This is a genomic window from Streptomyces sp. 3330 (assembly GCF_031456635.1).
Taxonomy (GTDB): domain Bacteria; phylum Actinomycetota; class Actinomycetes; order Streptomycetales; family Streptomycetaceae; genus Streptomyces.
The window spans coordinates 87,873-106,517 of sequence record NZ_JAVDVA010000017.1; the positions used below are offsets into that span (position 1 = coordinate 87,873).

Annotated in this window: 17 protein-coding genes and 2 pseudogenes; 8 read left to right on the forward strand and 11 right to left on the reverse strand. The window is 70.4% G+C overall.

Features of this window, described 5'->3' with window-relative positions; translation table 11 throughout:
• Positions 1–28: 28 nt before the first annotated feature.
• Entirely contained in the window at positions 29–412 is a 384-nt protein-coding gene (locus J2X68_RS26350; RefSeq protein WP_310435051.1) for a hypothetical protein, read from the reverse strand.
• A gap of 317 nt (positions 413–729) precedes the next feature.
• On the opposite strand from J2X68_RS26350, the gene J2X68_RS26355 reads away from it, so the two are divergent.
• Genes J2X68_RS26355 through J2X68_RS26365 form a run of 3 tightly spaced genes read left to right on the forward strand, consistent with a single transcriptional unit; the run spans position 730 to position 4,696 of the window.
• Positions 730–2,823 (forward strand): helix-turn-helix transcriptional regulator, encoded by a 2,094-nt coding sequence (locus J2X68_RS26355; protein WP_310435052.1) that lies wholly within the window; start codon positions 730–732, stop codon positions 2,821–2,823.
• Positions 2,820–3,794, forward strand: a complete 975-nt coding sequence (locus J2X68_RS26360) for a hypothetical protein (protein ID WP_310435053.1) — start codon at positions 2,820–2,822, stop codon at positions 3,792–3,794. Before J2X68_RS26355 ends, J2X68_RS26360 begins: the two co-directional genes overlap by 4 nt.
• On the forward strand, positions 3,791–4,696 hold the full coding sequence (locus J2X68_RS26365; protein ID WP_310435054.1) for a DUF6339 family protein: 906 nt from the start codon (positions 3,791–3,793) through the stop codon (positions 4,694–4,696). The genes J2X68_RS26360 and J2X68_RS26365 overlap by 4 nt, the downstream gene beginning before the upstream one ends.
• A 207-nt stretch (positions 4,697–4,903) precedes the next feature.
• On the opposite strand, the gene J2X68_RS26370 is transcribed toward J2X68_RS26365, so the two are convergent.
• The 6 genes and pseudogenes from J2X68_RS26370 to J2X68_RS26395 all read right to left on the reverse strand — a co-directional run bounded on the left by J2X68_RS26370 (position 4,904) and on the right by J2X68_RS26395 (position 10,378).
• Positions 4,904–6,133: a DNA cytosine methyltransferase gene (locus J2X68_RS26370; protein ID WP_310435055.1), complete on the reverse strand. Its 1,230-nt coding sequence runs from the start codon at positions 6,131–6,133 to the stop codon at positions 4,904–4,906.
• 97 nt (positions 6,134–6,230) lie between these two features.
• Complete coding sequence (locus J2X68_RS26375; protein ID WP_310435056.1) at positions 6,231–6,479, reverse strand: DNA cytosine methyltransferase; 249 nt, start codon at positions 6,477–6,479, stop codon at positions 6,231–6,233.
• A 304-nt stretch (positions 6,480–6,783) separates the two neighbouring features.
• Positions 6,784–7,209: pseudogene (locus J2X68_RS26380) on the reverse strand (DNA cytosine methyltransferase).
• Complete coding sequence (locus J2X68_RS26385; protein WP_310435155.1) at positions 7,206–7,607, reverse strand: very short patch repair endonuclease; 402 nt, start codon at positions 7,605–7,607, stop codon at positions 7,206–7,208. The pseudogene J2X68_RS26380 and the gene J2X68_RS26385 overlap by 4 nt, the downstream one beginning before the upstream one ends.
• A gap of 190 nt (positions 7,608–7,797) precedes the next feature.
• A complete protein-coding gene (locus tag J2X68_RS26390) occupies positions 7,798–8,826 on the reverse strand; it encodes an SEC-C domain-containing protein (protein WP_310435057.1) in 1,029 nt (342 codons plus the stop codon).
• Between the two features lie 76 nt (positions 8,827–8,902).
• Positions 8,903–10,378, reverse strand: coding sequence for a beta-1,6-galactanase (locus J2X68_RS26395; RefSeq protein ID WP_310435058.1), 1,476 nt, complete (start codon positions 10,376–10,378; stop codon positions 8,903–8,905).
• A 554-nt stretch (positions 10,379–10,932) separates the two neighbouring features.
• Here J2X68_RS26395 and J2X68_RS26400 point away from each other — a divergent pair.
• Entirely contained in the window at positions 10,933–11,796 is an 864-nt protein-coding gene (locus tag J2X68_RS26400; RefSeq protein WP_310435059.1) for a class E sortase, read from the forward strand.
• Positions 11,797–11,820: 24 nt separating this feature from the next.
• On the opposite strand, the pseudogene J2X68_RS26405 reads toward J2X68_RS26400, so the two are convergent.
• The 4 genes and pseudogenes from J2X68_RS26405 to J2X68_RS26420 all read right to left on the reverse strand — a co-directional run.
• Positions 11,821–12,561 (reverse strand): annotated as a pseudogene (locus J2X68_RS26405) (DUF817 domain-containing protein); the annotation flags it as partial.
• 403 nt (positions 12,562–12,964) lie between these two features.
• A complete protein-coding gene (locus J2X68_RS26410) occupies positions 12,965–13,348 on the reverse strand; it encodes a GntR family transcriptional regulator (RefSeq protein WP_310435060.1) in 384 nt (127 codons plus the stop codon).
• Positions 13,341–14,096, reverse strand: coding sequence for a hypothetical protein (locus J2X68_RS26415; protein ID WP_310435061.1), 756 nt, complete (start codon positions 14,094–14,096; stop codon positions 13,341–13,343). Before J2X68_RS26415 ends, J2X68_RS26410 begins: the two co-directional genes overlap by 8 nt.
• Before the next feature lie 253 nt (positions 14,097–14,349).
• The gene (locus J2X68_RS26420) at positions 14,350–15,831 is read right to left on the reverse strand and encodes an MFS transporter (protein ID WP_310435062.1); all 1,482 of its coding nucleotides are present in this window, start codon (positions 15,829–15,831) and stop codon (positions 14,350–14,352) included.
• Between the two features lie 69 nt (positions 15,832–15,900).
• Here J2X68_RS26420 and J2X68_RS26425 point away from each other — a divergent pair, with 69 nt between their 5' ends.
• From J2X68_RS26425 to J2X68_RS26440, 4 genes are all read left to right on the forward strand, one after another.
• Entirely contained in the window at positions 15,901–16,428 is a 528-nt protein-coding gene (locus J2X68_RS26425; RefSeq protein ID WP_310435063.1) for a helix-turn-helix domain-containing protein, read from the forward strand.
• A 57-nt stretch (positions 16,429–16,485) separates the two neighbouring features.
• Complete coding sequence (locus J2X68_RS26430) at positions 16,486–16,797, forward strand: DUF6412 domain-containing protein (protein ID WP_310435064.1); 312 nt, start codon at positions 16,486–16,488, stop codon at positions 16,795–16,797.
• 95 nt (positions 16,798–16,892) lie between these two features.
• Complete coding sequence (locus tag J2X68_RS26435; RefSeq protein ID WP_310435065.1) at positions 16,893–17,594, forward strand: membrane protein insertase YidC; 702 nt, start codon at positions 16,893–16,895, stop codon at positions 17,592–17,594.
• Positions 17,595–17,764: 170 nt separating this feature from the next.
• A complete protein-coding gene (locus tag J2X68_RS26440; RefSeq protein WP_310435066.1) occupies positions 17,765–18,622 on the forward strand; it encodes a fumarylacetoacetate hydrolase family protein in 858 nt (285 codons plus the stop codon).
• Positions 18,623–18,645: the final 23 nt, after the last annotated feature.

An 18,645-nucleotide genomic window follows, 5' to 3' on the forward strand; every position in this document is an offset into this window, starting at 1 on the left:
CAGGACAGCTTATGAGAAATGAGGGGGATCAGCTGTCGGTGGTGGTGACCGTGGTGACGGTCGTGATCGTGGTGACGGTCGTCGTCACGGTCACGACCGTCGCGGTCCGCTTGGCCGAGCGGATCCTCTTGGTGCGGGTGACCTTGATCTGGTAGGTGCGGGGGCTACCGGCGCGCCGAGGCGTGGTGGGGCGACGGGTGGCACGGGACGTGCGGGGCACGGGCGGGACGAAGGGGGTGGTCGTCTGCTCCGTGGGCTTGCTCTGCGCGCGGCGGGCGAGACGCCGCCGCTCCGACGCGAGGACCTGGGGGTGGATACCGTGACACATCAGGAGCTCTGCGCGGAGATCGGGGTCCTCCGTGTTGTCGTACTCCTTGATGAACCACGCCATCCAGGTCTCATCGTCGTTCATGTGGGTCCCCTCCCTGTGGGCGCGCCAACGAGCGCCCGTGACTGGATGACGCAATGCAAACAAGACTGTGCAACTGGTCTGAGGACAGAGCTGTGTCCCCGGAGCAAGCGCATCCTCAACGGCCTTGGCCACGTGGGGAGTTGCCCAGGAGGAGCCTAGCACGCAGCTTGTGTGCCGATCTGAAGATCGGAATAAAATTCAACCCACCCTGCTGGCGCTCGAATCGATCACGCATGTCTATTTAAATTTGACAGTGCCGTTGACGTCAATCGCGGTGCTATCGTGACGCTGCCCGGAACCGATGGGGAAGTGGGGCTGTGGAGGACGACACCGAGGACTTCGGCCTGTGGCTTGGGCGCCAGCTGCGCCGCAAGGGGATCTCGCAGGCGGAGTTTGCCAAGCAACTGGGGGACCTGACGCGTGCGGCGGTGTCGGCGTGGGTCACTGGCAGGGCACGGCCGCGGGCGGAGATGATGGTCAGGATCGCCGAGATCCTGGAGACGGACGTTGCCACCCTGGTTACCAGGGACGCCGACGTCGGATCGGCCCGACCGATCGGCTGGTATCACCGGATCGCCCATCACGACGGAGGTCGGGAGTACGGCAACGCGGCCGCCTTCGCATTCGACGCGAACCTGGCCGTGCTGGCCCGGGAGGTCACACAGAACTCCCTGGACGAGCGGCTGGACCCGCGACGCCCGGTGCGCGTGCGCTTCACCCTGCATGAGCTGACCGGCGAACACCTGCACTCCTTCCTCTCCGCGCTGAAGTGGGACGAGCTGGAGCCCCACTACACGGCGGCGGCACAGTCCCGGCAGAAGGTCGGCCGGGTCCTCGCCGAGGGGCTACGGGCGTTGCGCGAGGGGTCCTCTCTTCTGCTTCTCCGGGTGGACGACTACAACGCCTCGGGGCTGACTGGGCCCGAGTACGGGGACGGCCGATACGCCGCTGTGGTTCGCCGGCAGCTCGACAGCCACAAAAGCAACGACCGGGCCGGTGGTTCGTATGGGCTGGGGAAGGCCACCCTGTGGGCAGCGAGTCGGCTGGGCCTGGTGCTGATCAACAGCACCCTGTCCGAGACGCATGAGGGGCGGACGGCGCGCCGGGTAGTGGGACGTCTCGATCTTCCTTGGCGAGAGGTCGACGGAGTCGCATACGCAGGGCCTGCATGGCTCGGTGAGCCGGACACGGAGAAGGAGCACGAAGGTGTCTCCCGCTCCTGGTGGGCGGACGAGCGTACCGTCGCCGATCTGCGACTCGATCGGGACAGCGACGATCCGGGAACTTCCTTCCTCGTCGTCGGCGCCCACGACGCGGCCGGCAACAACGACACCCTGGAAGATCTGCACGAGGCCCTCAGCCGGGCGCTGGCCGACAACTTCTGGGCCGCCATGACCTCTGGCCGTACGACGTCGGCCGTGCTGGAAGCATCGGTCCGTGCCCTTCGCAACGGCGAATCTGTGGTTCCGGAGCAGCGGGTCGATCCGCTCGATCGGCACCCGGCGCTGGCCCACGCGCTCCAGGCGTACATCGACGGCGAGACGGTCGACGAGCTCACGGCCACCGGACAGGTCGCCGCAGTGGACGTCGCCCTCGTCGTCCCGCCGCTGCGGGCCGCCGGGCGTAGGGCTGAAGGACACAGTCACCGTGCCGTACTCCTGGTCACTCCAGCCGCCGACAAGGACGAGGAGCACAGCCGTATCACCTGCATGCGCGGCACCCGGATGACGGTCACGGCCCGGCGTCCGCGCGGCCTGCGGCCGGGAGGGGACCCCTTCCAGGCTGTTTTGCTCGCCGGTTTCGCCACTGGCGACGATGGCGCGGCGACCCATGCCGCCGAAGCGTTCCTACGGGCCGCCGAGCCGCCGGAGCACGACAGGTGGGGGGCGACAGAGGAACTCACCGCCGCCTATGCCAACGCACCTCGGCGATTGACCGAGTTCAACGCGGCCATGGACGCAGCGTTGCGGGGCGTGATGGGTCGGCGGACTGCCGGTCAAGAATCGGCCGGTCCCGAGGTCCTCCGGAGGCTGCTGCGCCTCGATGCGCCGGCCGCAGTGAGTGGTCGTCGTGGCCAGGGACACCCGTTCGTGGACCGGGTCGTCGGGAAGGTGGACAGAGACGGGGCCTGGACCTTGGACGTGACGCTGACCGTCCCGCAGCGCCACGACCGTTGGCAGCTACTGCCGGTGGTCAAGTTCGATGTGCGGTCAGGGGGACGTCCTTCATTGGAGTGGGCGGAGCTGTCCGCGAAGGAGAACTGCGAGATCGTCGACGGCAGGCTGCTCATCGATCCGGACGTGCGGTCGGCGCGCTTCGGTGGCGTCACGGCTGTCGGCAGCCACCCGGTGGCCGCCGCCATGGCCGGTGTGATCGTGGATATCCAACAGGCACGGGAGACTTCGGCGTGAGCACCGTGTACGCGTATCCGACTTTGGTGGGGAAGATCGAGGTCACCGTCCGGGGGGCGAGCATAGATGGGAAGCCACTGCACCTCTCGCTGATCTCCCAACGTGATCAGGTCGTCGCCCTTCATCAGATCGAGCGGAACGACTGGACCGAAGGCGTTCTGGATCTCGAAGTCTCCCTCCCCATGGATGAATTGGCCGACGGCCCATGGTCCGGAGTCACCTGCGTCGCCGTACTGTCCGAGGGAGCCACCAACACCCGCAGAGTGAGTCGTCTGGAACGCCGTCGTGACGACACCCATTGGCGAGGTGAGGTCCGAGTACGCCGCTCCACTCATGTGGCGCGCGCCGTCCTGGACGTAAGTGTCGTCGGCAGTCACGGTGGAGTTGACGGGCGTGTCCTCGGTACCACGGATACGCCCTGGATCGTGGACCTCCTTGCCCGCACTCCCACGAGACAACGCGATCTGGAGATCCTGGAGGAGGATTTCCGGGACGGTCCGCAGGAGTGGCTGCGTCCGTTCATGGATGCGCCTTGGTTAATCGACACCACCGGAGACGTGCCGGCCGTCCTGCTCAACACGTCCTTCGAGGGGCTTCCCGAGCTGCTGTCCGGTGCTCGTGGACCGTTGGAGAAGGCAACCGCGGGACTGGTGGCCGCACAGATTGCGGGAGAGGCCTGGGCGACGATGTTCCACTCCGCGCTGAGCGACCTCGACTGCGATGAAGATGGCACCCCGCGCTTTCCTGGTGGATGGCGGGAGTCAGTGCTGCGCTCCATGCTTCCCGAGGTGTTTCCCGGGCTGCCCCTCTCCGAGGCCTTGGGCGAGGCCCACAGCCGTCGAGGTGACGGCCGAGGGTGGGCAGAGGTCCAGTCGCGGATTCAGTTCGCAGCCGGAAGGCGCGGCCAGGTGCCCAAGAATCTGACGGCGGCCATCCGTGCCGTAACCCGTGCCCAGGAAGTGAGCCGATGAGCCGACTCCGCATCGAGCCCCCCGAACGGCTCGCGCTGCTCCCCAGTCACCTAGCCACGGCCTTCCTCACCCATGAGGTACGCGCGGGGCAGGAGGGCCTGCCACAGGTAGCGATTCTCCGGTCGAGCACGCAGATCGAGAGTGACTCCGTCCGGTGGAGCGCCGCCCCGGTGCGGGAGATCGTCGAGGAGGCCATGCACAGGTTTGATGCGGCGCGGACCGACGCCGATGCCTGGCTGGCGCCTCGGCTGCACGCGACCCTGCGGATGACCCGTGCTGAGGCGGCGACCCCGGATCTGTGGAACTTCCTGGCGCTGGCCGTGGCACCGGACTTTGTCTTGTGGCGGCACATGCCGCCTGGGGAGGCCGGCGACGGCACGCCCAGGAAGGTCAACAGCGCCAGATTCGTAGGCCCTCACTACAGCCAGGCGTTCGCCCGACTGTGGTGGGCCGCCGAGATGTTCCGGGACGGGCCTGATTACACCCCCGCGGAAATCGCCTGCCGCAATCAGGACATGACCAACACTGCGCTCCGGCTCGCTGTCATCGATCACAAACCCACAGCACTGGCCCTGGTGCGGGTCCTCAAAGGGCTGGCCGACGAGGGGGCCACACGACTCGGGGATCGGGTCAACGCGCTCTGTACGGCAGTCAATACGGCCGGCAGCACGCTCATGTACGAGGTGATCGCTCCGGACGAGGCGCCCGACCACCACGCACTCACCGACTGGATCGACGATGCGGAATCGGCACCGGCTGTTCCGTGGGACCGGCTTCCCGGAGGGCCGGACGACGGCACCGCCCGGCGTTCCTCCTGCGAGGTACTGTCGCGGATGTTCGAGCGATTCGCCGCAGAGGCGCCGTTGCGTGACCGAGCTCGGTCCGGGACGGCGCACGCTTAGAGCGATCGCAGGAGAGATGGCGCGTTAGCGGCGGTGGACGCGTGGGCGCAGTTCGATGTGCGCTCCGACCTGCGTCCCACCATCGCGTGGGTCGAACTCGGCGGAGTGAACAACTGCCGAGTGGTTGATTTGAGGATGAGGAAGACCTGGGAATGGCTCGCTCATCCCGAACAACAAGGTGGGGAGGACTGATCCGAGTCCTTCGTCCTACAGGTGGGGAGGGCGCCAGCACTTCAGCGCCTCGATGGCTCGTTCCTTGCGGCTCTCGTCCAGTCCCAGTGCCGTGCACAGGACGTGGAGGGCGAGGAGCGGCGGGATCGCGTTGCCGATCTGCTGTGCGACGTCGGTGCCTTGCCAGGGGTACTCGACCGGGAAGGTCTGCAGCAGACCGACCTCGCGGAACGTGAAACGGTCCTGTTCCGGACCCAGTTCGGGCTCGCCGTCCGCGTTGAAGCCCTTGAGGTCGAACACCGTGTTGCGGCGCACCTTGCCGGTGACGGTGGCGGACGGCACGTCGGAGGCGCGGAGTCCTCGCTTCTTGGGGTCACCGCCCGACCCGTAGTTGGAACGGACCACGAAGTCCGTGGAACGCGAATCCTTGAGCGCGTCACCCATGGAGACCCAGGGCTTCACCGACTGGGGGGCTGGCGCTAGGGAGTCGAAGAGCGGGCTCTGCTGGAGGGCCTGTGTCCGCACCGTGGGTTCCGGAACCGCAGGGAGGCGCTTCGCCCCCTTGCGGTAGCGCTGATGGGTCAGCGGCGGGAACTCGACATCTCGGCCCCTGCCGTCCCCCTGGTATCGGGCGATCAGCACCGCGCGACGACGCGTCTGTGGCACCCCGTACTCCTCGGTGTGCAGAATGTGACAGTCGGCGTCATATCCGAGATCGCGAAGGATCTCGCGATACTTCTTCCAGACGGGGAGGACGGTGGGGACCTGCTCCAGCACGACCACGTCGTAGGGGTCGGCCTTGAGCTTCTTCTCGACGATCCACCGAAGCGGTTGGAGCACGAGCCCGGTGCGCTCGTCGGCCCAGGCCAGTTCGTGGGCCCTCCTCTCCACCTCGGCCCAAGCCTTTTCCAGCTCCTCGATGCTCTTGCCGTTCCCCACGATCTCGGCCAGATCCATCACCTCTTCGAGGGCTTTGTGGCCCTCTCGGTTGCCCGCCACCGAGTAGGTCTGGCAGGGCGGACCCCCGGTGAGGACGCTGGCCGAGCGCACCTCGGGGTCAAGCGGGTTCACCTTCGCCACGTCGCCCACTTCGGTGGTGCGCAGACCGGCTGCGTGCCGGGTCGCTCGGGTCGACTTCTCCCACTCCACACCGATGCTGGGTACTCCGAGTACCTCTGCCGCGATGTCCAGGCCACCCGGTCCCGCGAAGAGATCGACGATGACGGGCGGATCCTGCTTCGCGTCCGGATGAGGTGCTCGGGCCATGAGGTGAAAGTGTAGCCGGCCGGGGAAGGTGCCTAGGTCCGTATCGTGAGGCCGGTGGAGGGCCCGCGATTTCTGCTCTGACCAGGAAGTTCTTCGTTCAGGAACGGAGTGCGTGGGCGATCGCCAACCCGAGCGCCTCGCCCACAGGCGGCGGGAAGGCGTGGCCGATGATCTGCCGGTAGCGGGCCGCCTTCCTTCCGGCGATCTCCCAGTCCTTCGGGAAGCCCTGAAGCAGAGCGGCCTGGTTCACTGTGAGCCGCACCATGCCGTCCTTGCCGAGCTCCGGGGACCACACGAAGTCCGGTCCGGGGATGTCGTTGCCCAGCGAGTAAGCGTTCACCTCCATTTTCTCCCATTTTCGTTTGGTTCCGGCCCCAGGTCGGCTCTCTCTCGATCCTTTGACCCACCGACGAGTGTCGGAGCGACCGAGGTCGCCTGGGCCGCCCATCGCTCGACGTTCCTCCAACCAGCCGATCGCATGGAGATGCCAGGGCCTCGCCGGCCGACACATGGTCCGTCACGGTGGGGGAGGGGGGACCGGAACGAGGACAACCACCCCTTCTTGAGTGCCACCAGAATCCCCTGCTTGCGGTCCTGCGGTCCTGCGGCCCTGCGAAGGCGGCGGTGTTTAGGACGAACCGGCTGAACTCCTATCCGAGATGCTCCAGCTCGGCCCGGGCGAACTTACGGAAGTCATGGAATACGTCCGAGTCCGCGAGGGCGGGCACATTCTCGAGGAGCAGGGCCAGAGGCCTGACGGCGTGGGCGAAGTAGACGGCGGCCTTCAGCAGCCGTTCCTCCTCGCCCGACTCCGTCCCGGCGGCCGTGGCGTTGGACTTGACTCGGGGCAGTCCCGCGGACAGCAGGTCTATGTCGTAGCTTTCCGGGTGCTCGCTGGGGTCGAGGTCCATGAGGTCCGCTTGCAGCACATTCCACTACGGTCGGTTGGTCCGCAGGGTCGGGCAGGCGTTGGCGTCCTCGTCCAGGAGCAGTGTCGGCTCGAAGCCCGCCCGCTCCAGTCCCAGACCGAGCCCGCCCGCCCCTGAGCACACGTCGACAAAGGTCAGCCGGCTCATCGATTCGTCACCCGTCCCCGTTGGGCCCTTCGGTGCCTCACCGCCGCCGCGATGCGAAGGGCCACATCCTCCGGAGCCTCATGCTCCCAGAACCGCAGGACTTCCCACCCGGCGGCCATGAGGTGCTCCGTGGTCTCCATGTCCCGTGCCATGTTGCGGTCCAACTTCTGGCGCCACCACTCCGCGTTCGACTTCGGTTGCGTCGCGTGTTCGGGGCAGCCGTGCCAGAAGCACCCGTCGATCAGGACGGCTACCTTGACCGAGGTGAAGGCCACGTCGATCCGGCGCCGAGCCATGCCTGGCACCGGGTACTCCACGCGGTAGCGCAGGCCGGCCGCGTGGAGCAGGCGACGGACCGAGAGCTCAGCGGCCGTGTCCTTGCTGACTTGTCGGCTCATGCGCGCAGAGACGGAAGGCGACAACGGCTTCATCGTGCTCAAGGCTGATGTGCCTCACGATCGTGGCTCGGTCCGGTCGATTCATAGCCGAGTCGCCCGGCCCGAGTCGGCCGAGCCGATGGACTATGGCTGTGAATGTCGATTCCATCACGGCGGTGAGTCCGGCGGTACCGCCGGTTACAAGGGACCTTCAGCCCTCCGAGTTTCCGTGGCACGCCGAGTACGGGCTCCCCGACCCGCACCAGCAAGCCGCCCCCCGTTCCGGTGGCCAGCTCACCGCGCGGCCTCGGGCCGCCAGTGTCGTCGCGTACTGGGGGAGGAGGTCGGTGTCGGCCGGGGAGGTGGCCTCCGAGGCCGCGAAGGCCTCGTAGGACGGGACCGTGCCGGTGACGATGCCGAGGTTGGCCGTGCCCGAGGCGGAGAGTTCGGTCAGGGAGGCCTCTATGCCCGCCAGGTGCTCCTCGTGGGAGGGGTACTCCGCGGACAGCGACGGGTACGCGGCGACCAGCTCCGCCAGCTCGCCCGCCGGCCAGTGCAGGACGGCGACCGGGAACGGGCGGGACAGCTCCTCTCGGAAGGCGCCCAGCTCGGCGCGCAGGCGGGAGATCTCCGCCTCCAGTTCCGCCGGGTTGTCCGAGCCCAGGGACCAGACGCGTTTGGGGTCGTGGAGCTCGTCCAGGGAGACGGGCAGCGAGTGGAGGGTGTCCGCCAGCAGATCCCACTCGTCGTGCGCCGCGCCCAGCATCCGGCGGACCCGGTGGCGGCCGAAGAGCAGCGGGTGGGCGGCGTGCGGGGGCTCCGGCACGTCCGCCAGGAGCAGGGTCGCCCCCTCCGTGAACGTCTTCTGCGCCGCCTCCAGCTCGTCGTGGGCCTCCAGCGACTCCGCGACGATCACCCAGGGGGCCGGGTCGCGGGGGGCCGCGGCCCGGATGCCGTCGATGATGGCCCGGGCCTCGGCCTCGTGGCCGTACTCCCACAGGTTGGCGGCCTTCAGGGCCCGGATCAGGTGGGGGGCGTCCAGGTTGTCCGGACCCTCCGAGGAGGACAGGAGACGGTCGTACAAGGTCGTCGCGGCGGGACGGTCGCCGGCCAGTTCCAGGTGGGCCGCGGCCTGCAGCAGCAGGGCTTCCGCGTCCTCGGGATACAGGCCGGCGGTCCGCTCCAGGCGTGCCGCTTCGGCGGTGTGGTCGACGTTCTCGGCAGGCGTGTCGGGGCGCATGCACGACACCGTACTGCCCGCCGATGACAAAAAGGAGATAGCTGCAGGCCAGGGGCCGACCCCCGGCTCGCGCTCCCTAGATCGTCACCCCGTCCACCTGAAGGGTCTGCACCGCGCCCGCCGCGAACGGCACGCTGATCGTCTTGCCGCTCAGGTAGGTGTCCGAGCGGGCCGTGTAGAGGTCGCCCGACCCGCTCGTCACGGTGTTCCAGCGGGGGACCAGGCCCGACGAGCCTCCCGTGACCGTCGTGAAGCGGGAGAGGTCGAAGGTCAGGGTCTGGGCCGAGGCGGAGGTGTTCGCGGCCACGATGACCAGCCGCTTCGCCGTCTTGTCGATCGCCGCCGCCGCGTAGCTCACGCCCGTGTCGAGGATCGTCATGCCGGGGCGGATGTGCCGGCTGAACTGGGCCATCACGTAGTACTTCGTCGTGACCGCGCCCGCCGCCAGGGTGCTCGCGTCGTACGCGATCATCGCCCAGTTCGTCGACGGGTCCATGACCTGCCAGTACACCCATGCCGTCGGGTGCAGCCAGCGGAAGTCGTAGAGCAGGTTGCTCGCCATGGACAGGCCGGTGCCGTCGTTGTCGCCCGTCTCCGAGTTCCACAACGCCTTGCCGGCCGTCGTCACCACGTCGGTGTAGAGCAGGTCGCGGCGGCCGCCCGAGCCCTGGTAGCCGTGCACGTTGACCCGGTTCACGTAGCCCTTCGTCGTCGACGAGAAGGAGTTCCACGTGGTGCGGGCGAGGTCGTAGCTCGTCTCGTCCGACGCCGAGATCTTCGTCGCGGCCAGGCCGCGCTTGTCCAGCTCGCTGCGCATGTAGGGCAGTACGGCCGACTGGACGGCCGCGTCCATGTGGCAGCCCTCCTGCGTGCCGGTCGCCGTCCACCAGGACGACGACGGCTCGTTGAACGGGTCGACCGTCGCGAAGTTCACGCCCCAGTTCGACTTCGCGTACAGCGCGACGGCCGCCAGGTGGGAGGCGTGCTGGCGGTAGTTCCACGTCTGGAGGTTGTTGCCGCCGCCCGAGGCACCGGAGGGGTTGTGGTTGGAACACATCCACCACATCGGGGAGTTGGCGAAGAGCTCGGTCGTCGCGCCGCGCGACACCGCCTTCTGGAGCATCGCGCGCTGGGTCGCGTCCGCCGTCCAGTCCCAGGCCGAGGAGGTGGGGTCCTCGTTGTTCCAGTCCTGCCAGTAGCCCTCGATCTGCTTGAACGCGGGGATGTTGGCGGAGGCCACCATGCTCGCCCCGCTGACCGTGTTCCAGCTGCAGGCGCCCAGGTTGTAGCGGGCGATGGTGAGGCCGAGACCGGGGAGGGTCTTGCCGTTGTAGGACACCGACTTGGTCGTGAAGAAGATGTCGGCGAAGTCGTCCCGGGCGCCGAAGACGTTCGCCCACCAGGCGAGGGAGGTGCCCCAGCCCTCCCAGGTTCCGTACGTCGTCGACGGGTTGACGGAAATCGTCGCGTCGGCGTGGGCGGTGCCCGTGGCGAGCGCGCCTCCGAAGAGCGCGCCGCCCGTGGCCGTCAGCAGTGTCCTGCGTCGGATCATGACTTCTCCGCTTCGTGACAGCGATCGACCGCCGGTCGTCCCAGCCGGCGTCGTCGGGTGCGTCGTCGGGTGCGTCGGCGCACGGGTGAGCGTGCGTCGGCAGTGCACCCGTGCGTGCGTCCCTGCGTCCCTGCGTCCCTGCGTCCCTGCGTCCCTGCGTCCGTGCATGTGTGCGTCCGTGCGTGGTGCTCCGTGCGTCCGTGCGTGGTGCCTGCCGCATGCGTGCCGGGTGTTCGGTGGTCCCGCGGCCCGGCGGCCCCGCAGCACGGTGGTCCGGCACGGTGGCGGTCCGGCGGGTGCGGCAGCGCGGGACCGCCGGCGGTGTTGCGGTGCGTCAGTGCGTCAGAGGGTCAGTGCATCAGTACGGCGGTGCATCAGTACGGCGGTGCATCAGCAGGTCGGTGCGTCACGAAGCATCGGGTGTGGCCCGTGGTGTTGTCGAGAGTTCTGACAGCCCTTTCTCAAACCTGTGGAGAAAGGACGGGGAAGGGTTCGCGGGGGCGAACCGGCTCAGCGGTCTGGAGACCTCGGCTCCCGCCCCTTATCGTGCCCGCGTGCGGATTCCCCTCGTGCAGCGGAGATTCCTCGGGCAGCGGATCCCCCTCGTGCAGCACAGCACCCGGCGGCGGCGCGCCCGTTGGCGGCGGACGCTCTGGGGCGGCGCCGAAGTGCTCGTCACCGCAGGCGTGTTGGTGCTGCTGCTCGTCGCGCATCAGCTGTGGTGGACCAACCGGGAGGCGAAGGACGGCGCCGAGCGGCGGGTGGAGGCGCTGGAGCGGGAGTGGGGGGCCGGCACGGGAACCGGTGACCCCGCCGACGCCGGTGACGGCGAACCCGGGAGCGGCTCCGCCACCCGGGGCGGGGGAGCGCCCTCGGCGTCCGGCGGAGGGACCGGGCAGGACGGGACCGGGCAGGACGGGACCGGGCAGGGCGGGACCGAGTCGTCGTCCGTGAAGCCGCGCGCCTCCCAGGCCTACGCCGTGCTCCGCGTCCCGCGGCTCGATCTCCGGGTCCCCGTCGCCGAGGGCACCAGCAAGCAGAACGTGCTGAACAAGGGGTACGTCGGTCACTACGCCGGGACCGAACAGCCGGGTCGGCAGGGCAACTTCGCGGTCGCCGGGCACCGGAACACCCACGGCGAGCCGTTCCGGTATCTCAACCGGCTCAGGAAGGGCGACACGGTGGAGGTGGAGACCCGGAACGCGACCTACACCTACCTCGTCGACAAGATCCTGCCGCAGACCTCACCGCGTGACTCGGGCGTCATCCGGCCCGTGCCGCGTTCCCTCACCCAGCCCGCCTACGGCTACGACGCCCCCGGCCGCTACCTCACCCTCACCACCTGCACGCCCGAGTACACCTCCCGGTACCGGCTGGTCGTCTGGGGCAGGCTGGTCGGCGTTCGGTCCCGGGGGTAGCGCGCACGTCGCGCCGCCGCGCCCGCGTCCGGTCCCGCAGATGACGAAGGTGACGCTGATCAGCAGGGCCCAGGAGACCCACTTGGACACGGAGACGGGCTCCCAGCCGTGGAGCTGGTACGGGTATCGCCAGGCCCCGAGGTAGGTGGCGATGTTCTCCGCCAGCCAGAGGAAGAAGCCGATCAGCGCGAAGGCCAGGGCGAGGGGCATCCGGTGCCGGCGTTCGACGACCGTGAAGTGCACCCGGGTCCCGGTGGTCGCGGCCAGCAGCAGGGCGCCGAGGGGCAGACGCAGGTCCGGCAGCCAGTGATGGCTCAGGAAATTGACGTACAGGCCGACGGCCGGGACGGCGGTGGCGCGGGAGCGGTAGCCGGTGAGGTCCAGGTCGAGCAGCCGCCAGGCCCGGCAGACGTAACTGCCGACGGCCGCGTACATGAAGCCTCCGTAGAGCGGCACCCCGGCGATCTTGGCCAGTCCGGGTTCGGGGTAACTCCACGATCCCACCCGCACCTTGACGATCTCGAAGGCGAGCCCGAGCACATGGCAGACGGCGACGACCGCGACCTCCCGGCGGGTCTCCCAGCCGAGCAGGAAGCCGACGGCGGTGAGCAGGACGCCGTAGACGAGCAGCAGGTCGTAGCGGGCCACCGGCAGGGAGGGGAGCAGGGTCGAGACCGCCATGCCGCCGAGCAGCGCGACCGCGAACGCGCAGCAGCGCGCCTGGAGCCAGGCGAAGCACAGCAACTGCCGCGCGAAACATGGCAACTGCCGGGCGAAGCCGGCCGGCTGCCGGGCGAAGGTCTCCGCGCGGCTCCTGATCCCGTACCCGTCCGTCGCGGTCGCCGCCCCTCCGAGGGCGGCGCGTCTTCCGAGCGTGCCCCTTCCGAGCGTGCCCCTTCCGTGCGCGGCCCTTCCGTGCGCGGCCCTTCCGCGGGTGGCCTCCCCCTGGGCGGCCGTCGCGTTCGTCGTCGTTCCGGGTGCGGTCGCCGTGTCCGTGCTGCCCGCGTCCTCGCTCGCTTCGTGCGTGCCGGCCCGGTCCGCTCCGTGCGGGGTCGTCTTGCGCATGGTCATGTAGAGCGATCCGGCGGGGGCGGCGGTTGCGCTCCGCCTCGCGCTCCCGGCCCGCGGCGGCGCGGTCCGTCCATCCGCCGAGCCGGTCGGTCCCCGTCTACGATCCCTCCTCCAGGGCCTCTCGGACGGCGGTCAGGACGGCCTCGGTGTCGGCGCCGATGGCGCGGGCGGAGGCGGTGAAGTCACGCGCCAGGGTGGCGAGTTGGTCCGGGTCGGGACGGGCGGGCTCGGACGGGGGCGCCGCCACCCGGGTGCCCGCGCCCCGACGGGTGCGGATCAGCTCGGCGGCCTCCAGCTCGCGGTAGGCGCGGGCCACGGTTCCCGGCGCCAGACCCAGGTCGGAGGCCAGCTGGCGCACGGTCGGCAGGCGTTCGCCCTCCGTCAGCCGGCCGGTGACGATCAGGGCGGCGAGCTGGGCGCGGATCTGCTCGAACGGTGGCACCTGGCTCGTGGTGTCGACGCGGACCGCGGGTTCACTCATCGCCGACGGCCCTGGGGATCACGATGGTGAACAGGCACCAGCCCAGGCTGAACAGGCTGAGCAGGCCCAGGGGGTAGATCACCAGGGCGGTGATGTTGCCCAGCATGCCGGCGCAGGTCGTGCGGGACAGCACCCTGCCGATCATGCCGAGGACGAGCAGCAGCTGGCTGGAGACCAGCAGTCCCCAGGCCGCGGTGATCGCCCAGGAGCGGTCGTGGCGCCGCTGGTTCTCGCCCGGGCGGTGGGCGATGCGGCGCAGGGCCCACACGCAGGCGGCGGTTCCGAGGGTGAGGGAGGCGAGGATCGGGGTGGCGTAGTGGATGCCGGGCCAGGGAGCGAGGGGTCTGGTCACGCCCCGGCACGTCACGGTGACGGCCCGGCCGGCCCGGCCCATGCCGTCGGGAGAGGCCGCGGCCGCGCCGATCGTCAGGAGGACGACGAGGCACGCCGTCTGGAAGAGCAGCAGCGGGGCCATCCGGGGCGGTACGTGGTCGCGGACCCGGCGCGGGGCGAGGCTGGCGGTGCGGACCGCTTCGAGAGGGGCGGGGGTGAGCGAGTCGCCGAGCAGCACACCGCCGACCGCGCACAGTCCGAACGCCGTGACCGCGCTGAGGAACGTCATGGCGCCGTCGTCGCTGTCCCGCACCACCAGTTGCTGTGCGACGACGAACCCCAGGGTCAGCCCGGCCCAGCGGGCGCAGAGGTCGGCGCGGGCGAGCAGTCGCTCAGGTGGAACGGTGTCCAGCATGTCGGGTCCCCCGGTGAGTTCTTGTATCAACTGGTGAGTACAAGATGCCCGGGAGTCGGATCTTGTGTCAATCGGTTGATACAAGAGCCCGCCGGGGGCGCTCTCCTCGGCCGCGGGATGGTCAGTCCCGCCGAGGAGGGGCGAGTCCCGCCGGGAGCCGGTCTCTCCCGCCGGTCCGGTCTCTCCCGCTGTCTCGTTCTCTCCCGCCGGGAGCCGGTCTCTCCCGCCGCCTCGGTCTCTCCCGCCGGTCCGGTCAGCTCCGTCCCCGGGTCCCCGACGGGGCCGAGTTCCTCGCCGCGGACGCCGCTCGGGACAAGCTCAGCGCGCCCAGTACGCCCACGGCGCCGAGGATCGCCAGTCCCGCGGACACCGTCATCGCCACGTCCGTCCCCTGGGCGAGCCCGCCGCCCGTGCCGGTGGCGATGGCGATCGTCAGGGCTACTCCGGCGCACGAGCCGACGTAGCGCAGTGTCTGCTGCGCGCCCGAGCCCATCGCGGCGCGTGCCGCCGGCACCGACTCCACCGCGAGCAGGGGCAGCGCCGCGTTCAGCAGGCCGCTGCCGATGCCGGCGACGACGAGACCCGGGAGCATCCGGTGCCAGGAGCCCGCGTCCACCGCGCCGAGCAGGGCCAGGACACCCGCCGCGTGCAGGGCGAACCCGAGGGCCAGCTGGACCCGGGTCGGGACGCGGCCGGCCAGTCGGCGGGCCTGGAGGGCGACCACGAAGGACAGGCCGGACCAGAGCAGGAACAGCCAGGCGGTGGCCATCGGGGTCATGCCCAGCGACTTCTGGAGCACCGTCGGCAGGAAGCTGAACAGGCCGATCACCGCGAGGCCGGTCATCAGGCCGCCGGTGGAGGAGGCCAGGAAGGCCGGGTCGCGGAGCAGGGAGAGGTCGATCATCGGGGTGGCCACCCGGCGTTCGACGACCACGAAGAGCGCCAGCAGGGCCACCGACGCCAGGAGCAGCAGTCCCACCGGCGCCCGCAGCCAGCCGTCCCGGCCCAGGGTCAGGGCCGCGATCAGGGCGACGGTCGCCGCGCCGAAGGCCGCAGCGCCGGGCAGGTCGGGGCGGCCGCCGCGCGGTGAGCGGGACTCCGTCAGCACGCGGGGCGCGACGGCGGCGACGAGCAGGGTCGCGCCGCCGAGCAGGACGTAGACCAGGCGCCAGCCGGGCAGCGCGCCGCTGAGCACCGGGCTCGCGGCGATGCCCGCGCTGACGAACGCGCCCCACACCCCGGTGGCGTGCAGTCGGCCGCGCGGGGTGGGGAACGCGTGCACCAGCAGGCCCAGACTGCTCGCCAGCAGTGCCGCGCTGGCCGCGCCCTGCGCGACCCGGGCCAGGGTGAACTGCCAGGTCGTCGTCGCCAGGGCGCCGAGCAGGGTGGTGAGGGCGAGGGCCAGGGTGCCCGACACGAAGAGCCGCCTGCGGCCGTGGTCGTCGGCCAGGCTGCCGGCGACCAGCAGCGCGGCCGCCAGGCCGAGCGGGGTGCCGTTGAGCAGCCAGGCCTGGGCGGAGGGCGCGGTGTGCAGGGCGGCGGCGGTGTCCACGAGCGTGACCGCCGGCGCGGTGTACGTCATCAGGGCGAGAGCGGTGGCCGCGCTGGTCACGGCGAGGGTGGCGCGGGCGCGGACGGGCGCCGCGACCGGTGCCACCGGCTCCGTGCCGACGGGGGCCGTGCCGACGGGGACCGGTGCGGTGCGCTCATCAGTTCGTTCAGTGAACCTACTCATGTCTCCGCACGCTAGCACCATAGGTTCGGTCATTGAACCCACCCCGGGTGAATGGCTACAGTGGGCGTCATGGCACTCGGCAAGGACTACGCGGCACAGGAGTGCTCGATCGCTCGGGCGCTGGAGGTCGTCGGCGAACGCTGGACGCTCCTCGTCGTGCGCGACGCGCTCTACGGCGTCCGCCGGTACAACGACTTCCTCGTCCACCTCGGCATCCCGCGCGCCGTCCTGGCCGCCCGCCTCCAGGCGCTGACCGCCGAGGGCATCCTCGAGAAGCGCCGCTACCAGGAGTCCCCGCCGCGCGACGAGTACGTCGTCACCGACCGCGCCATCGCCCTGTGGCCGACCCTGCGCTCGCTCGGCCTCTGGGGCCGCGAGCACTTCGGCGAGGCCAAGCTGCGGATCTTCCGGCACGCGGACTGCGGCACCGAACTCGGCCCGTACGGCGAATGTCCCGCCTGCGGAACTGTCGTGCCGGTCCCGGACGTCCTCATGGTGCCGGGGCCGGGACTCGACCCCGACCCGGCGGATCCGGTCAGCCGGGCGCTGCTGAAGCCGAAGAGGCTGCTGGAGCCGATCGAGGCCGGTCAGGTATAACCGACAGCGGACGTACAGAGATCAGCGTCCCGGAGAGAAGAGAGGGGGGAGACGAGCGTGATCCGCAGCCGGTTCGTCCCGCGTCCCGCTCTCGTGCTGTTCCTCCTCCTCCTCGACGTGGCGCTCCTCGACGCCGGCAGCCTCTCCGCCGCCGTGGCGCTCGCCGCGACCGCGGCGGCCGGCTCCGCGCTGGCCGTCTGCGCACTCGTCGCCGCGCGCAGCGCCCCCGCCGTACCGCCCACCCGGGTGCGTACGGCGATCAGGGACCGGGCCCGCCGTACGGCCTTCCTGCCGCAACGCGACCCCGACGCCTCCGGCCGTCCCCGCCCCCGCGCGCCCGGCCACGCCCTCCCGACGACCGTCGCGTAGGGCCGCTCTCCGCCATCACGTGGGTGACCCGCGCGGGTCGTCATGCCGCCATCCCGTTTCCCGGCACGACGAGACCCCCGGAGGGCTCCCCACCCATGTCCGTTTTCGCCAGCCTGGTCGAGCGGCTCGCCGACCTGCTCCACCCCCTGTTCGGCGCCACCGCCGCGGCCGCCGCGATCGTCCTGTTCACCGCACTCGTACGACTCCTCGTGCACCCCTTGTCCCGCGCGGCGGCCCGCGGCCAGAAGGCCCGTACGGCGTTGCAGCCGAGGATCGCCGAACTGCGCGGGAAGCATGCCGGGAACCCCGAGCGGCTGCAGCGGGCGGTGCTGGAACTGCACGCCGAGGAGAAGGTGTCGCCGCTGTCGGGACTGCTGCCCGGCCTCTGCCAGATCCCGGCCTTCTTCCTGCTCTACCACCTCTTCTCCAGCTCCTCGATCGGCGGCGAGGACAACGCCCTGCTCGGGCACCGGCTGTTCGCCGCGACCCTCGGCGACCACTGGGCGGACGCGCTGGCCGGCGGCGGAATGTTCGGCGCGGCCGGGCTGGTCTATCTCGGGCTGTTCGCCGTCGCCGCGGCCGTCGCCTCCTTCAACTTCGTGCGCGCGAAGCGGGTGCCGCTGCCGCAGGTCGGCGGCGCCGAGGAGGTGCCCGGGGTGGGCGCGATCACCAAGGTGATGCCGTTCCTGTCCTTCTTCACGCTGGTCACCGTGGCCGTCGTACCGCTGGCCGCCGCGCTGTACGTGATCACGAGCACGACCTGGAGCGCGCTGGAGCGGGCGGTCCTGTACAGGTGAGGGCCCTGGGGGGCCCGGCGGCCGTGCGCGCGGGTGAGCCGGCCGCACGGGTGACGGTCCAGTACGTGAACGGGGGCTTGCGGACCGAATCGCGAGCTTGGAGGATCGACCAGTCCTCCGATGGCTGCACCCGTCGGAGGACTGCCCCGCGATCGAGGGAGAGACGGACCATGAAGCTGCTGCGAGTCGGTACGGCGGGATCGGAGCGGCCCGCGCTGCTCGACCCCGAGGGGACCCTGCGGGACCTCTCGGGGATCGTCCCGGACATCGACGGGGCGCTGCTCGCGGACGAGGAGGCGCTCGGGCGGGTCCGGGAGGCCGCCGGGTCCGGGGAGCTGCCGGTGCTGGACGCGGCCGGGCTGCGGATCGGGCCGCCGCTGGCCCGGATCGGCAAGATCGTGTGCATCGGGCTGAACTACCACGACCACGCCCGGGAGACCGGGGCCGAGCCGCCCGCCGAGCCCGTCGTCTTCTTCAAGGCGGCGGACACGGTCGTGGGGCCCCATGACACCGTCCTCGTGCCCCGCCGGTCCCTCAAGACCGACTGGGAGGTGGAGCTGGCGGTGGTCATCGGGCGCACGGCCCGCTATCTGGAGTCGGCGCGGGACGGGCTCGCGCACGTGGCGGGGTACGCCGTCGCGCACGACGTGTCGGAGCGCGAGTTCCAGATCGAGCGCGGCGGGACCTGGGACAAGGGGAAGAACTGCGAGACGTTCAACCCGCTGGGCCCCTGGCTGGTGACGGCCGACGAGATCGCCGACCCGCAGGACCTCTCCCTGAAACTCTGGGTCAACGGGGAGCTGAAGCAGGACGGGACCACGGCCGAGCAGATCTTCCCGGTGGGGGAGGTCGTCCGGTACGTCAGCCAGTTCATGACCCTGTACCCGGGGGACGTCATCAACACCGGGACGCCCGCCGGGGTCGCGCTGGGCGAGCCGGAGCCCAAGCCGTACCTGCGGGCCGGGGACGTGGTGGAGCTGGAGATCGCCGGGCTGGGACGTCAGCGCCAGGAGTTCAAGGACGCGTGAGCGCTCCGGGGGCGGGGAACCGG

Coding starts and splice junctions, on each gene's coding strand:
- J2X68_RS26350 (WP_310435051.1), bottom strand. CDS start 412: ATGAACGACGATGAGACCTGGATGGCGTGGTTCATCAAGGAGTACGAC.
- J2X68_RS26365 (WP_310435054.1), top strand. CDS start 3,791: ATGAGCCGACTCCGCATCGAGCCCCCCGAACGGCTCGCGCTGCTCCCC.
- J2X68_RS26370 (WP_310435055.1), bottom strand. CDS start 6,133: ATGGCCCGAGCACCTCATCCGGACGCGAAGCAGGATCCGCCCGTCATC.
- J2X68_RS26375 (WP_310435056.1), bottom strand. CDS start 6,479: ATGGAGGTGAACGCTTACTCGCTGGGCAACGACATCCCCGGACCGGAC.
- J2X68_RS26385 (WP_310435155.1), bottom strand. CDS start 7,607: ATGAGCCGACAAGTCAGCAAGGACACGGCCGCTGAGCTCTCGGTCCGT.
- J2X68_RS26390 (WP_310435057.1), bottom strand. CDS start 8,826: ATGCGCCCCGACACGCCTGCCGAGAACGTCGACCACACCGCCGAAGCG.
- J2X68_RS26395 (WP_310435058.1), bottom strand. CDS start 10,378: ATGATCCGACGCAGGACACTGCTGACGGCCACGGGCGGCGCGCTCTTC.
- J2X68_RS26410 (WP_310435060.1), bottom strand. CDS start 13,348: ATGAGTGAACCCGCGGTCCGCGTCGACACCACGAGCCAGGTGCCACCG.
- J2X68_RS26415 (WP_310435061.1), bottom strand. CDS start 14,096: ATGCTGGACACCGTTCCACCTGAGCGACTGCTCGCCCGCGCCGACCTC.
- J2X68_RS26420 (WP_310435062.1), bottom strand. CDS start 15,831: ATGAGTAGGTTCACTGAACGAACTGATGAGCGCACCGCACCGGTCCCC.
- J2X68_RS26425 (WP_310435063.1), top strand. CDS start 15,901: ATGGCACTCGGCAAGGACTACGCGGCACAGGAGTGCTCGATCGCTCGG.
- J2X68_RS26435 (WP_310435065.1), top strand. CDS start 16,893: ATGTCCGTTTTCGCCAGCCTGGTCGAGCGGCTCGCCGACCTGCTCCAC.
- J2X68_RS26440 (WP_310435066.1), top strand. CDS start 17,765: ATGAAGCTGCTGCGAGTCGGTACGGCGGGATCGGAGCGGCCCGCGCTG.